Source organism: Burkholderia sp. NFPP32, from assembly GCF_900119325.1.
In the GTDB taxonomy this organism is placed as follows: domain Bacteria; phylum Pseudomonadota; class Gammaproteobacteria; order Burkholderiales; family Burkholderiaceae; genus Burkholderia; species Burkholderia pyrrocinia_C.
Genome location: NZ_FPJP01000003.1, coordinates 313,049 through 327,592, shown reverse-complemented (window position 1 = coordinate 327,592; position 14,544 = coordinate 313,049). Strand labels below are relative to the sequence as shown.

Annotated in this window: 13 protein-coding genes; 10 read left to right on the top strand and 3 right to left on the bottom strand. The window is 67.2% G+C overall.

Annotated elements, in window-relative coordinates:
• Positions 1–38: 38 nt before the first annotated feature.
• From BT264_RS08500 to BT264_RS08490, 3 genes are all read left to right on the top strand, one after another.
• Positions 39–539, top strand: a complete 501-nt coding sequence (locus BT264_RS08500; RefSeq protein ID WP_072438520.1) for an Lrp/AsnC family transcriptional regulator — start codon at positions 39–41, stop codon at positions 537–539.
• A 110-nt stretch (positions 540–649) separates the two neighbouring features.
• Entirely contained in the window at positions 650–1,153 is a 504-nt protein-coding gene (locus BT264_RS08495; RefSeq protein ID WP_072438240.1) for a type II RES/Xre toxin-antitoxin system antitoxin, read from the top strand.
• Positions 1,150–1,623: an RES family NAD+ phosphorylase gene (locus tag BT264_RS08490; protein ID WP_072438242.1), complete on the top strand. Its 474-nt coding sequence runs from the start codon at positions 1,150–1,152 to the stop codon at positions 1,621–1,623. Before BT264_RS08495 ends, BT264_RS08490 begins: the two co-directional genes overlap by 4 nt.
• A 60-nt stretch (positions 1,624–1,683) precedes the next feature.
• Here the strand turns inward: BT264_RS08490 and mdeB are convergent, their stop codons facing one another.
• On the bottom strand, positions 1,684–4,416 hold the full coding sequence (gene mdeB / locus BT264_RS08485; protein WP_072438244.1) for an alpha-ketoglutarate dehydrogenase: 2,733 nt from the start codon (positions 4,414–4,416) through the stop codon (positions 1,684–1,686).
• A 149-nt stretch (positions 4,417–4,565) separates the two neighbouring features.
• On the opposite strand from mdeB, the gene BT264_RS08480 reads away from it, so the two are divergent.
• The 6 genes from BT264_RS08480 to BT264_RS08455 all read left to right on the top strand — a co-directional run bounded on the left by BT264_RS08480 (position 4,566) and on the right by BT264_RS08455 (position 11,727).
• Positions 4,566–5,093: an Lrp/AsnC family transcriptional regulator gene (locus tag BT264_RS08480; RefSeq protein ID WP_072438246.1), complete on the top strand. Its 528-nt coding sequence runs from the start codon at positions 4,566–4,568 to the stop codon at positions 5,091–5,093.
• 237 nt (positions 5,094–5,330) lie between these two features.
• Positions 5,331–7,052, top strand: a complete 1,722-nt coding sequence (poxB, locus tag BT264_RS08475) for a ubiquinone-dependent pyruvate dehydrogenase (protein WP_072438248.1) — start codon at positions 5,331–5,333, stop codon at positions 7,050–7,052.
• Positions 7,053–7,335: 283 nt separating this feature from the next.
• Entirely contained in the window at positions 7,336–7,926 is a 591-nt protein-coding gene (locus BT264_RS08470; RefSeq protein WP_072438250.1) for a class I SAM-dependent methyltransferase, read from the top strand.
• A 154-nt stretch (positions 7,927–8,080) separates the two neighbouring features.
• Positions 8,081–9,514: an alkaline phosphatase gene (locus BT264_RS08465; protein WP_072438252.1), complete on the top strand. Its 1,434-nt coding sequence runs from the start codon at positions 8,081–8,083 to the stop codon at positions 9,512–9,514.
• A gap of 32 nt (positions 9,515–9,546) precedes the next feature.
• Entirely contained in the window at positions 9,547–10,938 is a 1,392-nt protein-coding gene (locus BT264_RS08460; RefSeq protein WP_072438254.1) for an alkaline phosphatase, read from the top strand.
• A 33-nt stretch (positions 10,939–10,971) separates the two neighbouring features.
• The gene (locus tag BT264_RS08455; RefSeq protein WP_072438257.1) at positions 10,972–11,727 is read left to right on the top strand and encodes a hypothetical protein; all 756 of its coding nucleotides are present in this window, start codon (positions 10,972–10,974) and stop codon (positions 11,725–11,727) included.
• A 159-nt stretch (positions 11,728–11,886) separates the two neighbouring features.
• On the opposite strand, the gene BT264_RS08450 is transcribed toward BT264_RS08455, so the two are convergent.
• Both BT264_RS08450 and blaOXA read right to left on the bottom strand, forming a co-directional pair.
• Positions 11,887–13,026 (bottom strand): acyltransferase family protein, encoded by a 1,140-nt coding sequence (locus tag BT264_RS08450; RefSeq protein WP_072438259.1) that lies wholly within the window; start codon positions 13,024–13,026, stop codon positions 11,887–11,889.
• Entirely contained in the window at positions 13,023–13,844 is an 822-nt protein-coding gene (gene blaOXA / locus BT264_RS08445) for an OXA-1043 family class D beta-lactamase (protein WP_072438261.1), read from the bottom strand. Before blaOXA ends, BT264_RS08450 begins: the two co-directional genes overlap by 4 nt.
• Positions 13,845–14,188: 344 nt before the next feature.
• On the opposite strand from blaOXA, the gene BT264_RS08440 reads away from it, so the two are divergent.
• Positions 14,189–14,539 (top strand): hypothetical protein, encoded by a 351-nt coding sequence (locus BT264_RS08440; RefSeq protein WP_072438262.1) that lies wholly within the window; start codon positions 14,189–14,191, stop codon positions 14,537–14,539.
• The last annotated feature ends 5 nt before the right edge of the window (positions 14,540–14,544 follow it).

The window sequence follows — 14,544 nt, the reverse complement described above, 5'->3', positions numbered from 1 at the left end:
TCAAGCAATTTGAGTTCGAAAAAATCGAGGAAGACGCAATGAAATTAACTGGAAGACCGGCGACGCAGGCCGATGCCACGCCCGCGCTCGATCGCATCGATCGCGCGATCCTCAGGCAGCTTCAGCAGGACGCGTCGATCTCGAACGTGAGCCTCGCCGCGAAGGTGAAGCTGAGCGCGCCGGCGTGCCTGCGGCGCGTCGAACGGCTCAAGGAAATGGGGATGATTCGCGGGATCGTCGCACTGCTCGACCCGAAGCCGCTCGGGGCCGGCATGCTGGTCGTGATCGGCTTCGTGCTCGACCGCTCGACGCCGGAAGCGTTCGCCGCGTTCGAGAAGGCCGCGCAGAAGGTGTCGGGATGTGTCGAATGTCACGTCGTAACGGGCGAGTTCGACTATTTCATGCTGGTGCGCACACGCGACAACGAGAGCTTCAACCGGCTGCACGCGGAGCAACTGATCTACCTGCCCGGCGTGCGGCAGGTGCGGTCGTTCATGGTGCTCAAGGAGATATTGTCGACGCATGCGCTGCCGGTGTAGCGCGGAGCGTCGTCGATTCCCATTAGCCTAGGCTATGCCGTTTGGCTAATTGAAAATTCCCGTTTGGGTGTATACAATGAGAATTCAAATTAACCCATTTGGGAATCGCCATGACAGCAACCACACCTGCGGCCCGTCAGCCTGCCAAGCGGGTTGCCGCATCCCGTGCCGCGACGCCGGCGGGCGGCTCGAACGGTTTGGGCGCCGGCAAGGGCGATTTCGACACCTTTGGCCGGATGGCGCCGATGTCGCAGCGGCGCGCGATCGCGGAGGGTTTCGACGCGGTCATCATCGAGCGTGTCGCGCGCGAGTTGCTCGGCGTGCCGGTTCAGTCCCTCTTGAGCGCGCTGAGCCTGCCCAGCTCGACCATTCTGCGGAAAATTGCCAAGCACGACCGGTTGTCGCAAGGCGAGTCCGATCGCGTTGCGCGCGTGCTCTACGTACTGGATCTCGCCACCGATCTGTTTGAGGACAGCGAGCGCGCAGCGGCGTGGATGAGCCGGGCGAACGCAGAGCTCGACGGTTTGAAGCCGCTCGAAGTGCTCGACGTACAGCCCGGCTACGACCGGGTGCGCGACATTCTGAACCGTGCCCAGTTCGGGGTCGGCGCGTGAGGTTGTATCGTCTCGCGAAAGAACGAAAGGGGCACTACCTGGCCGACGACCTGAGCGGGAACGGCGCGGCGATCGCCGGTGGCCGCTGGAATCCTCGCGGCATGCGCGTGCTGTACACCTGCTGCCATGCGTCGACGTCGTTGCTCGAGTCACTCGTCCATATGTCCGGCTTGCTTCCCGCTGGCGGATTTTTTTTAGTGACGCTGGAGGTGCCCGACACCGTCCATGACAATGCGTACCAGCCGGACCTGCCGGACGATTGGGCGGTACTGTCGCAGGATCCGGAGTCGACTGCCCGGATCGGGCGCGTCTGGCTTGAAGCGGGCGATCAGTTGGCGATGCGCGTACCGTCAGTCGTCTGCCCGACCGACTTCAACTTGCTGCTGAACCCGCTGCATGCGGATTTTGCTTCGAGTGTGAAAGTGATCGGCAAGGAAGCGTTCGCGCTGGATCCACGCCTCTTCGGCTAGTTGGCCGTATTGTTTTGGTCGACGAATCGTCGTCGGCTGCTGCGCGGTCGCGTCGTCCGGTCAGCGCTGCCATGGCGCGACGCCTGGATATGCCGACTTGCCGAGACGCTCTCGCGCGTCGCGCACGATAGTCGCATCGAGCTCGCCATCATCCGCCAGCGCCTTCAGCGCCGCGAGCACGATGCTCGCGCGGTCGACCTCGAAGAACGCGCGCAGCGCGTCGCGCGTGTCGCTGCGGCCGAAACCGTCGGTGCCGAGCGTCACGTAGCGGCGCGGCACGTACGCGCGGATCAGTTCGGGTACCGCGCGCACGTAGTCGGTTGCAGCGATCACGGGCCCGCGCGTCGCGGCGAGCGCGGCGGTGACGTACGGCGTCGAGTGCGTGTCGTCGTCGAGCCGCGCGCGACGCTCGGCTTCCATCCCGTCACGCTGCAGTTCGCTGAAGCTCGTGACGCTCCATACGGCCGCGTCGATGCCCCAGTCGTCCTTCAGCATCCGCTGTGCGGCGAGCACTTCGCCGAGGATCGCGCCCGAGCCGAGCAATTGCACGCGTGCCGTTGCGTTCGAACCGGACGGCAGCCGGTGCATGCCCTTCAGGATGCCATCGCGCCGCGCGGCCGGATCGTCGTCGGGCATCGACGGCTGCGCGTAGTTCTCGTTCATGACGGTCACGTAATAGAACACGTCGCGCTGCTGCTCGACCATTTCGCGCATGCCCGCATCGACGATCGTCGCGACTTCGTACGCGAACGCCGGATCGTACGCGCGGCAGTTCGGGATCGTCGACGCGGCGAGGTGGCTGCTGCCGTCCTGGTGCTGCAGGCCCTCGCCGCCGAGTGTCGTTCGCCCGGACGTCGCGCCGATCAGGAAGCCGCGCGAGCGCTGGTCGGCGGCGGCCCAGATCAGGTCGCCGATGCGCTGGAAGCCGAACATCGAGTAGTAGATGTAGAACGGCAGCATCGGCAGGTCGTGCACGCTGTACGACGTCGCGGCGGCGATCCACGACGAGATCGCGCCCGCTTCCGAAATGCCTTCCTCGAGGATCTGGCCGCGCGTGTCCTCGCGGTAGTAGAGCATCGAGCCGAGATCCTCGGGCTCGTAGCGCTGGCCGAGCGGCGAATAGATGCCGACCTGCCGGAACAGGCTGGCCATGCCGAACGTGCGCGCTTCGTCGGCCACGATCGGCACGATGCGCGAACCGATGTCGCGATCCTTGATCAACGCGGCGAGCATGCGCACGAGCGCCATCGTCGTCGACATCTCGCGGCCGGCCGCATCCAGCGCGAACGCTCCCCAGGCCGGCATCGAAGGGACGGTCAGCCCCTTCGATGCCGCTGTCCGCCTTCTGGGCAGATAGCCTCCCAGGGCAGCCCGGCGGGCATGCAGGTAACGCATTTCCGGGCTGTCTTCCGCTGGCTTGTAAAACTTCAACTGTTCGACGTCGCTGTCCGACAGCGGCAACCGGAAGCGGTCGCGGAACGCCTTCAGATCGTCGACGTCGAGCTTCTTCTGCTGATGGGTCGTCATCCGGCCCTGGCCGGCCGTGCCCATCCCATAACCCTTCATCGTCTTCGCGAGGATCACGGTCGGCTGGCCGCGGTGCGCGAGCGCGCGCGCATACGCGGCGTGCAGCTTGCGCGCGTCGTGGCCGCCGCGCCGCAGGCGGTCGATCTCCGCATCGGTGAGCTGTGCGGCGAGCGCTTCGAGCGCGGGGTCCTGGCTGAAAAAGCGCGCGCGGTTGTACGCGCCGTCGTTCGCGGAGAAGGTCTGGAACTGCCCGTCGACCGTATCGGCGAACGCGCGCGCGAGCGCACCCGCGTGATCGCGCGCGAACAGCGGATCCCAGTCGGAGCCCCACAGCACCTTGATCGTGTTCCAGCCGGCGCCCGCGAACTGCGCTTCGAGTTCGTCGATCACGCGGCCGTTGCCGCGCACCGGGCCGTCGAGCCGCTGCAGGTTGCAGTTGATCACGAACACGAGATTGTCGAGCCCCTCGCGCGCGGCGAGCGACAGCGCGCCGAGCGATTCGGGTTCGTCCATCTCGCCGTCGCCGAAGAAGCCCCACACGGTGCGGCCCGCGGTGTTCGCGAGGCCGCGATGCTGCAGGTAGCGCATGAAGCGCGCCTGGTAGATCGCATTGATCGGGCCGATCCCCATCGAGCCGGTCGGGAACTGCCAGAAATCGGGCATCAGCCACGGGTGCGGATATGAGCACAGGCCCGGGCCGGCGATTTCGCGGCGGTAATGCTTCAGGTGATCCTCGGTGAGGAAGCCTTCGAGATACGCGCGCGCATAGACGCCCGGCGACGAATGCGGCTGGAAGTACACGAGATCGCCGCCGGCCGTGCCGGGTGCGTCGCCGGTCGCGGGCGACGCCGCGCGGAAGAAGTGGTTGAAGCCGGTCTCGAACAGGTCGGACGCCGACGCATAGCTCGCGATGTGGCCGCCGAGTTCGCCGTACGCGCGGTTCGCGCGCACGACCATCGCGAGCGCGTTCCAGCGCAGCGCGGCCGACAGCCGGTCCTCGAGGTCAAGGTCGCCCGGATACGGCGGCTGCTCGGCGGGCGGAATCGTGTTCAGGTAGCGCGTGACGGGCGTGCGCGGCGACGCGAGGCCGGTTGCGCGCGCATGCTCGGCGAGCCGGTCGAACAGGTATTGCGCGCGGTCGCGGCCGACGTGCGCGACCACCGCGTCGAGCGCCTCGAGCCATTCGGCGGTTTCTTCCGGGTCCGCATCGGTGCGCGCGTGGGCCGCGCGCTGCGCGTGTTCGATACCGTTCGACAGATCCGTCATATGAGTCTCCCACGCGCCGGCAGCGGCACGCATCAATGGGACTCATGCTACGCGTCGAATCACAGAATATGCGTCTGATTTCATTGGGAATTTGCCTCTGGATAGTGTAAATATTCCGGAATCGTCGCGAGAAAAGGAATATTCAAACCATGAGCACCTCCCCCAAGCGGCTCGACCGCATCGACATCGGCATCCTGAACCAGCTTCAGCAGAACGCGCGGATCACGAACGCGGAACTGGCGCGCGCGGTGAACCTGTCGACCACGCCGTGCTTCAACCGCGTGCGCGCGCTGGAGAAGCTCGGGCTGTTCAGGCAGCAGGTCACGCTGCTCGATCCCGAGCCGCTCGGGCTGCGGATCAACGTGTTCATCCAGGTCAGCCTGGAGAAGCAGGTCGAGGACGCGCTGCAGCGTTTCGAGGAAGCGATCTCGCAGCGGCCCGAGGTGATGGAGTGCTATTTGATGTCGGGCGACGCCGACTACCTGCTGCGCGTCGTGATGCCCGACATGCGCACGCTCGAGCGTTTCATCATCGAGCGGCTGACGACGATTCCCGGCGTGTCGAACATCCGGTCGAGCTTCGCGCTGAAGCAGGTGCGCTACAAGACCGCGCTGCCGCTGCCGGCGGCGGGGCTCACGCTTGTCGATCCGGACGAGTCGGCGTCCGACTGGGGTTGAGCGCGGCACCAGCCAGCCTGTCCGTTCGCCTGCGCAATGGTGACGAAACGATGACGCCGGCCGCGCGGCGAGGCGCCGGATCGAACCAATCGCGTGCGTGCGCCTCATACGGCAGTCGGCCCGATTGCACCGTCGCGACGCGGCGCGGGCCAGGCGCGTATGCTCGTCCGGTCGGCGAAACGTGCGAGCGCACGGCCGGTTCATGCATGTCTCGATCAATCAACGAGTGAGGGCGCGATGGCAAGACAGACGATGGCGGAATACCTGGCGAAGACGCTCGCGGCGGCGGGCGTCGAGCGCATCTGGGGCGTGACGGGCGACAGCCTGAACGGCCTGTCGTTCAGCCTGGCCCAGATCGGGGCGATCCGCTGGATGCACACGCGGCACGAGGAAAGCGCCGCGTTCGCGGCCGGCGCGGATGCCGCATCGACCGGGCGGCTCGCGGTGTGCGCGGGCAGCTGCGGCCCCGGCAACCTGCACCTGATCAACGGGCTGTACGACTGCCACCGCAATCACCAGCCGGTGCTCGCGATCGCCGCGCACATCCCGTCGACCGAAATCGGGCTCGGCTACTTCCAGGAAACCCATCCGCAGGAACTGTTCCGCGAGTGCAGCCACTTCGCGGAGCTCGTGACCAACGCATCGCAGTTCCCGCGTGTGCTCGCGCGCGCGATGCGCACCGCGATCGAGGAACGCGGCGTCGCGGTGATCGTGCTGCCGGGCGACATCGCGCTCGGCGACGGCCCGGAAGAGGCGCCGGCGTGGAGCGAATCGGCGCCGCCGTCGATCCTGCCGGCCGATGCCGATCTCGACCGGCTCGCGGCATTGCTGAACGGCTCCGACGCGGTCACGCTGCTGTGCGGCAGCGGCACGCAGGGCGCGCACGACGAAGTGGTCGCGCTGGCCGACACGCTCGGCGCGCCGGTCGTGCACGCGCTGCGCGGCAAGCAGTTCGTCGAGTGGGACAACCCGTTCGACGTCGGGATGACCGGGCTGATCGGCTTCAGCTCCGGCTATCACGCGATGGAATCGTGCGACACGCTGCTGATGCTCGGTACGGATTTCCCGTACCGGCCGTTCTATCCGTCGAACGCGAAGATCGCGCAGATCGACTGGAAGGGCTCGCAGCTCGGCCACCGCGCGCCGCTCGCGCTCGGCCTCGTCGGCACCGTGAAGGAAACCATCGCCGCGCTGCTGCCGCGCCTGACGCGCAAGACGCAGCGGCGCTTCCTCGAGAATGCGCTGAAGCATTACGCGGCCGCGCGCAAGGGGCTCGACGATCTCGCGGTGGCCGAGCCGCCGGGCCGCGCGATCCATCCGCAATACCTGACGAAGATCGTCGACGAAGTTGCGGCCGACGATGCGATCTTCACGGCCGACGTCGGCACGCCGACGCTGTGGGCCGCGCGCTACCTGACGATGAACGGCAAGCGGCAACTGCACGGCTCGTTCAACCACGGGTCGATGGCGAACGCGATGCCGCAGGCGCTCGGCGCGCAGGGTGCGCATCCGGGGCGGCAGGTGGTGTCGCTGTCGGGCGACGGCGGGCTGTCGATGCTGCTCGGCGATCTGCTGAGCGCGCGGCAGCTCAACCTGCCGATCAAGATCGTCGTGTACAACAACAGCCTGCTCGGCTTCGTGTCGATGGAGCTGAAGGCGGCCGGCTATCTCGATACCAACGTCGACCTGAGCCCGACCGATTTCGCGGCGATCGCGAAGGGCGCGGGTATCTTCAGCGTACGCGTCGAGCATTCGGAGAACGTCGAGCAGGCATTGCGCACGGCGTTCGCGCATGACGGGCCGGCGGTGGTCGACGTCGTCACGTCGAAATACGAGCTCGCGATGCCGCCGAAGATCGAGATCGCGCATGCGAAGGGCTTCAGCCTGTTCATGCTGCGCGCGATCCTGAGCGGGCGCGGCGACGAGATCGTCGAGCTGGCGAGAACCAACCTGAGGTGAGGCGGTGCCGCGCGCGGTGCGGCGTGCCGTTCGTTCCCGATCGGTCACGCTGCTTCGCTCCCGTCGGCGGCCCACTCACGGATGCGGCGGCGCGGGATATTAGGGACAATCTTCACGTCGCCTTAAGTTTTCGTTTCCTAGAATCGATTTGATCGTCGCTCTTCCTGCGGCGGACCGGATCGTCCAGGAGGATGCCCATGCAAAAGCCCCGTGTCGCCGTTGCCCTGCCTCGCGAAGTCATCGGCACGTCAAGGCTGAAGGCAAAACAGATCGAGGCCGGCCAATGATCTGGCCGAACGCGTGGCGTGTCTCGGCACTGTTCGTGCGCGAGTGGGTCGGCCGCCCGGCCGCGGTGGGCGCGTTGTGTCCGAGTTCGCGGCATCTGGCGCGCGAGATGGCTGGTGCGGTGCCGGACGGCGACGGGCTGGTCGTCGAACTCGGCGGCGGCACCGGTGCGATCACCGCGGCGTTGCTCGAACGCGGCGTCGCGCCACGGCGCCTCGTCGTGGTCGAGCGTTCACCGGCGTTCGTGCAGCACCTGCGGCGACGCTTTCCGGATGTGTCGATCGTATGGGGCGATGCGCGGCAGCTCGAGCGGCTGCTGCCGCCCGCCGCGCGGGTCGATGCGATCGTGTCGTGCCTGCCGTTGCGCACGCTGCCGCGCGAGGACGTGACGGCCATCGTCGAGCAATGCCATCGCGTGCTGTCGGCCGACGGCGTGATGATTCAATTCACGTACGACTTGCGCTCGCCCGGCCGTCATCCGCTGGGCGATTCGGCATTTGTTGCCTCCGGCAGCCGTATCGTCTGGGCAAATATTCCGCCCGCGCGCATCGTGACCGTGCGCGGCGCCGCCACCGAACACGCCGGTTGACGCGGCCGCGCGCAAGGCGCCCGGACATGGCGCCGCGCCGGTTGCTTTCATAAGTCATACCGATCCTTCCAATTTCCATTCATCTTGCCGTCACATCAGATTCCTACCATTGCCTTTCATTTCGAAAGCAGCAACACCGGGGGGAACCGGCAACATGAATCGAATCAAAATGGCGGCGCTGCTGTGTGCCGGCGCCTTTGCGCTTGCCGGATGCAACAGCGACGACGGCCCGACCAGCTCGACGCCCGCGCCCGTGCAGGCGGCGGCGCGCAACGTGATCTTTTTCCTCGGCGACGGCATGGGGATGACGACGCTGACGGCCGCGCGCATCTATGCGGTCGGTGAAGACGGCGCGCTCACGATCGATACGCTGCCCGAATCTGCGTTCGTGAAGACTTATTCCAACGATGCGCAGGTGACGGACAGCGCGCCGTCGATGTCGGCGTACATGACCGGCGTCAAGACCAACAACGAAGTGATTTCGATGTCGCCCGACACGAAGGCGATCGAGCCGACCGCCGGCCTCACCGGCAACTGCGGCGCGAACAACGGCAAATCGGTGTCGACGCTGCTCGAGATCGCGAAGGCGAAAGGGATGGCCACCGGTGTCGTGACGACCACGCGCGTCACGCACGCGACGCCCGCCGCGACCTATGCGCACGTGTGCCATCGCGATGCCGAGAACGACATCGCGGCCCAGCTCGTGCCGGGCGGCGCGGGCTACAACGGCGCGCTCGGCGACGGCGTCGACGTCGTGCTCGGCGGCGGCACGCAATTCTTCGTACCGAAGGACGGCGGCGGCAAGCGCACCGACGGACGCAACCTGGTCAACGAACTGAAGGCCAAGGGCTACGCGTTCGCGCGGAACCGCGACGACCTGCTGGCCGCCGATGCGACGAAGAGCGGCAAGCTGGTCGGCCTGTTTTCGTCGAGTCACATGAGCTACGACCTCGATCGCGGTGCGACCAAGGAACCGAGCCTTGCCGACATGGCGACGCGCGCGCTCGACGTGCTGCAGAACAACCCGAACGGCTATTTCCTGATGGTCGAGGGCGGCCGGATCGATCACGCGCTGCACGACACCAACGCGAAGCGCGCGCTGCAGGACACGGTCGCGTTCGACAACGCGATCAAGGCGACGCTCGACAAGGTGCGCAAGACCGATCCCGACCTGAAGAACACGCTGATCGTCGTCACGGCCGATCACGATCACACGCTGGTGCTGAACGGCTATGCGGCGCGCACCGGCAAGACCGAAGCGGGCAAGCCCGGCGTGCTGGGCGTGCTGCGCAGCTACCAGACGGGCGCGGTCGCGAAGGACGCGGACGGCGCGCCGTACACGATCATCGGCTTCGGCAACGGCGAAAACCGCGTGCAGGGCAGTCGCGCGGGCACCGCGCTCACCGACGCGGTGACGGGCGCCGACGATTATCGCCAGGAGGCGGTCGTGCGGATGGACAAGGGCAGCGAGACGCACGGCGGCACGGATGTGTTCCTCGGTGCGATCGGCCGCGGCGCGGATGCGTTCCACGGCGTGATCGAGAACAACCGGGTCTTCGAGCTGGTGCGCAACGCGGTGCAGCTTTGAGCGCCGACAACACGGGTACAGGGGAATACAGGATGTCGACCATCAAGTGCATCGCGGCGGCGTTGGCCGTCGTGGGTTTCGCATGCGGCGCGGCGCAGGCCGCCGGCCAGGCGAAGAACGTGATTTTCTTTCTCGGCGACGGCATGGGGCCGACGACCGTGACGGCGAGCCGGATCTACAAGGTCGGCGAGTCGGGACAACTGACGATGGAGAAGCTGGCCCGCACCGCGCGCGTCAAGACCTTCTCGAACGACGCGCAGACCACCGACAGCGCACCGTCGATGGCCGCGTACATGACCGGCGTGAAGATGAACAACGAGGTGCTGTCGATGTCGTCCGACACGCGCGCGGTCGCGCCGGGCAGCGACGTCAACGGCAACAAGACCGTCAACAACTGCGCGCCGGGCAACGGCCAGCCGGTCGCGACGCTGCTGGAGCTGGCGAAGGCGCGCGGCAAGGCGGTCGGCGCGATCACGACGACCGAGCTCACGCATGCGACGCCCGCCGCGACCTATTCGCACATCTGCCATCGCGACGCGCAGTACGACATCGCCGCGCAGGCGGCGCCGGGCGGTGCCGGCTACAACGCGGCGCTTGGCGACGGCGTGGACGTGCTGATGGGCGGCGGCCGAAATCACTGGACGCCGTTCGATCCGGTCGCGAACAAGCGTGGGCGCGCGGACGGGCGCAACCTGCTCGACGAGATGAAGACGAAGGGCTATACGGTCGTGGCTACCAAGGACCAGCTCGCGCAGGCCGGCAACGGCAAGCTGGTGGGCCTGTTCAGTTCGACGAGCCATCTCGAGTACGAACTGGACCGCGTCGCGGGCAAGGGCGAAGGGCCGACGCAGCCGAGCCTCGCGGACATGACGTCGAAAGCGATCGACGTGTTGTCGAAGAACTCGAACGGCTATTTCCTGATGGTCGAAGGCGGCCGGATCGACCATGCGCTGCACGGCACCAACGCGAAGCGCGCGCTCGAGGATACGGCGGCATTCGACGAGGCGATTCGCGTTGCGCTGTCGAAGGTCGACCTGTCGAATACGCTGATCGTCGTGACGGCCGACCACGACCACACGATGACGATCAACGGCTATTCGAAGCGCGGCAATCCGATTCTCGACATCAGCCGCAACTATCGCGACGGTCAGCCGAGCAAGGATGCCGACGGCAATACCTACACGACGCTGGTGTTCGGCAATGGCGCGAACCGGCCGAACGTGCGCGCATCGGTCGATTCGGCCACGGCGATGAACGACGCGTACCTGCAGGAAGTCGGCGTGCGGATGGGCAGTGCGGGCTCGGAGACGCACGGCGGCGGCGACGTGATGCTGTTTGCCGACGGCGCGGATGCGAAGGCGTTCAAGGGCACGATCGACAACACGAAGGTGTTCGGCCTCGTGCGATCGGCGTTCGGTTTCTGAGGCCGGCTGCTTCATGATGAACGGGAACACCCGATGAAACGCCAGCTTCTCTGCGTGCTCGCTTGCGGGTTGACCGCGCTCCCGGCCTTTGCGGCGGCGGATCTCGACGCCGTGCTGCTGCACGAAAGCCGCACGGTCACGGCCGACGGCGTGACGCGCACGACGATGTATCGCGAACGGATGGTTCGGCGCGACGGGCACGTGTGGGTCGAGCGCGTGCTGCCCGTCGGGGCGGCGGGCGGTGGTCATGGCGACGATCACGACCATGACCACGACGCGGGCCGTATGCGCCAGGATCCGCCGCGCGCCGGCGTGCAACCGGCCGCCGCCCATGCCGGCCACAAGCATTTCAACTTCCAGGCAGCCGCACGTCACGTCACGTACGACGGCAAGACGGCGCGCATCGAGTATGTGGACGCGGCGACCCGGACGGTCGTCAGCGTGCCGCCGGCCGAGTACGAAACCACGGGCTTCGACGGCTCGTGGGACAACGCGTACTACGTGACGCCGCCGTCGCAGCTGAAGCGGCTCGGCGCGGCGAAGCCCGGCGACGCGCCCGGCACCCGCTGGTACGAGCAGGCGGTCGAGTCGCCCGGCGCGCGCGGCGTGAACCGGATCCTGTGGAGCGAACGGCTGCAGGCGCCGCTGTCGGTCGAATACCGGAGTGCCGACGGTCGTGTCGTGCGCAAGCTGACCCTGACCCAGGAGCCGGCTGCGCGACGGGCGCCATTGCCGTGGCAGGCGCTTGCCGGCTATGCGCACAAGGAATACGCGGACTACCTGGATTGACCGACGCGCGACCGATGACGCTGTCGCGGTCGATCGACGCTTCGCAAGCGGGGCTTGCGGTCAGGGCGGCCGGTATCGTCGTGCGATACGGCCGGGCCCCGGCCGGTATTTTTGGCCCGCCGTTACCCGGCAGGGATCGCCGATGCCGCGCTAGAAGCGCTAGAAGCGCGCGCCGTCCGGCACGCGCGCCGCGGGCCGCGACGCGACCCGTTTGATGAAGCGGTCGAGCGGTGTCGCATAGCCGCGCGCGATGACCGCGCTCAAGCCGGCCGACAGCACCAGATACGCGACGAGCAGCGCCAGCTTGCCGTCGCCATGCGTGGCAGACGGCGGCCAGAACGTGCGCTGTGTGCCGAGCACGATCAGGTGGAACAGATACAGCTCGTAGCTGAGCCGGCCGCTCCAGCGCAGCGGCGCGAGCACGCGGCCATGCGTGCGTTCGCGTTCCGCATGCGCGCCGATCAGCAGCACGGCCGTGCCGAGCGCCATCGCGGATACCCCGATCACATGGCTTTGCGCGATCGGCCACGCGAGATAGAGCGCCGTCATCGCCGCTGCCGCGAACCATTGCACGGGCGCTGCAGCGAGCGTCTGCCAGCGCGCGCGTTCGGCGAGCAATGCAGTGCAGCAGCCGATCGCGATGCCGTCGAAACACGCGAAGTACGCATAGAGGAAGCCGCCTTCGTCGCCCGGATGCGTGAAGCGGTATACGGGGCCGATCGCAGCAATCAGCAGCCAGAACGCGAACAGCCGCGTGTCGCGGCGCAGTGCGATGCACAGTAGCGGAAACGACAGGTAGAACACCTCCTCGACCGACAGCGACCACAGCACGCCGAGCGCGTAGTTGACCCATCCGTACGCGCCGATCAGCACGTTCATCCAGAACGTGAGCGACGCGAGATTCACGAGCCAGAACGACACGGCGACGCCCTGCGGCGCATGGTTCGTGAAGATCGGCACGCCGGCCGCCGCGAGGCCGTTGACGAGCGCGAGCAGCAGGAGCAGGCACGGGACGATGCGCGCGATGCGCGACACGTAGAACGCGCGCGCGTCGAGCGCGCCGAGGCTGCCCCAGCGGCGGCGCGCATTCGACGTGATCAGGTAGCCCGAGATCGCGAAGAACATCGTCACGCCGTAGTTGCCGTTGCGCACGATCGCATGGACCGTGTCCCAGCCGAGCACGCGCGCGAGCGCGGTGTCGCGCAGCGGATACGCGATGTTGAAGTGATGCAGCAGGACGAGCGCGATCGACACGCCGCGCAGCAGGTCGATCCGTGCGTTGCGCGGGCCGGCGCTCATTGCGGCCGGCCCGGTTCGGCGAGCGCCGGCAGCGCGGCCAGGAACGTATCGCGCGAGCGCAAGCCCGCATTCGGCGTCTGCCGCTTGTCGTCCTGGATCAGGTTCGCGAACACGAGCGTGCGCGGCCCCTTCGTCGCCCAGCCGACGAACCAGCCGTACGCGTGCGCGGCATCGTACTTGAAGCCCGGCGAGCCCGTGCCCGTCTTGCCGTGCACGGTCCAGCCGCCCGGCTGCGCGTCGATCAGCATGATGCGCTCGGTCATGTCGTACGCGTGCGCGCTGACGGGCAGCGTCCGGTGCACGATCTTGCGCATGAACGCGACCTGTTCGAGCGGCGAAATTTGCAGCGATGAATTGACCCATGCACCCATCACGCCGCTGAGTTCTCCCTGCTTGCCGGTCACGTCCGTATTGCCGTAACCGAATGCGTTCGTGTACTGCTGGAAGCGTGCCGGCCCGAGCGCTTGCGCGACCTGTTCCGAGTACCAGAAGATCGACAGCCTGATCCAGCGCGCCGGGTCGGTCGGCTCGCGCCACGGGGCGCCGCCCCAATCGGGATAGCCTGCGTGGAAGTCGAGTGTCGGCGTGTGTTCGTCCTTCAGGAAGCCGGCGTCGAAGCCCATCAGGCTGATCGCCACCTTGAAGGTCGATGCCGGTGTGACGCGCGTCGCGCAATCGCCTTGCTGGACGAGCATCCGGCCTGTGGCGGCATCGGCGACGACCGTGCAGACAGGACGGGCGGATGTGGAGGCGGCGGTGAGGAGGCCGGCGGCAAAGACAAGCAGCGTGTGGCGCCAGGTTTTCAAGCGGGACTCCATCGGATCGTGATCGGGAGGTGTGCCGTGCGGGCCAGCCGGCGGATCGTGTCACCGGGGGCGCGCTCAATGGGGCGGGGGCCGGGTCGGCGGCGATTGCCGGAACTGACTGTCGAGGCCGCGCACAAGTGTATCGGAGGCGGGGCGGATGTCGACCTGTCATGGTTGACGGGACGCGTGGTCGTAGGCGGTAGCGATGAGGATGGGCAGAGCGAAGGTGTCGATGACGGGGGCGGCACCCCGCATGCCGTTTTTTGCACCGCCGCGCCGTTTTTTTGCACGGCGTTTATGCGCGGTCTTCTATGCTGGGCATGTGTCGAACAGCCGAGACGGCTTCCGTCCGCTCCATGACCTTTATCCATCCCGTTCCCGCCTTCGATGTCGCCGGCCGCCAGATGCGCGCCGGCGCACGCAACAACGTCGTTCCGTTCCCGCCGCCGCGCCCGCGCCTGCAGTTGCCCGTCACGCTGACGGCCGATTCCGGCGAACGCGCGCGCGCCCGCCTCGCGGCGCTGCTGCATTCGCCGCTCGGCGTGTATGTCGTCAGCGCGCGGGCCGTGCGCGACGTGATCCATGTTCACTTCGAGATCGCGCCGGAGGATCTGGATTTCACGCTGCATGTGCTGATCGCGCAGCAGGCCGACGCGGTGATCGGGCCCGTCGCGCGCCGGTTGCGCGTCGGGCCGCAGCCCCGGTGAGTCGG

Bases quoted from the DNA above. Each gene is read 5' to 3' on its own strand.
- blaOXA (WP_072438261.1), bottom strand. From the start codon at position 13,844: ATGGAGTCCCGCTTGAAAACCTGGCGCCACACGCTGCTTGTCTTTGCC.
- BT264_RS08465 (WP_072438252.1), top strand. From the start codon at position 8,081: ATGAATCGAATCAAAATGGCGGCGCTGCTGTGTGCCGGCGCCTTTGCG.
- BT264_RS08450 (WP_072438259.1), bottom strand. From the start codon at position 13,026: ATGAGCGCCGGCCCGCGCAACGCACGGATCGACCTGCTGCGCGGCGTG.
- BT264_RS08495 (WP_072438240.1), top strand. From the start codon at position 650: ATGACAGCAACCACACCTGCGGCCCGTCAGCCTGCCAAGCGGGTTGCC.
- BT264_RS08440 (WP_072438262.1), top strand. From the start codon at position 14,189: ATGACCTTTATCCATCCCGTTCCCGCCTTCGATGTCGCCGGCCGCCAG.
- BT264_RS08480 (WP_072438246.1), top strand. From the start codon at position 4,566: ATGAGCACCTCCCCCAAGCGGCTCGACCGCATCGACATCGGCATCCTG.
- mdeB (WP_072438244.1), bottom strand. From the start codon at position 4,416: ATGACGGATCTGTCGAACGGTATCGAACACGCGCAGCGCGCGGCCCAC.
- BT264_RS08460 (WP_072438254.1), top strand. From the start codon at position 9,547: ATGTCGACCATCAAGTGCATCGCGGCGGCGTTGGCCGTCGTGGGTTTC.
- BT264_RS08500 (WP_072438520.1), top strand. From the start codon at position 39: ATGAAATTAACTGGAAGACCGGCGACGCAGGCCGATGCCACGCCCGCG.
- BT264_RS08470 (WP_072438250.1), top strand. From the start codon at position 7,336: ATGATCTGGCCGAACGCGTGGCGTGTCTCGGCACTGTTCGTGCGCGAG.
- BT264_RS08455 (WP_072438257.1), top strand. From the start codon at position 10,972: ATGAAACGCCAGCTTCTCTGCGTGCTCGCTTGCGGGTTGACCGCGCTC.
- poxB (WP_072438248.1), top strand. From the start codon at position 5,331: ATGGCAAGACAGACGATGGCGGAATACCTGGCGAAGACGCTCGCGGCG.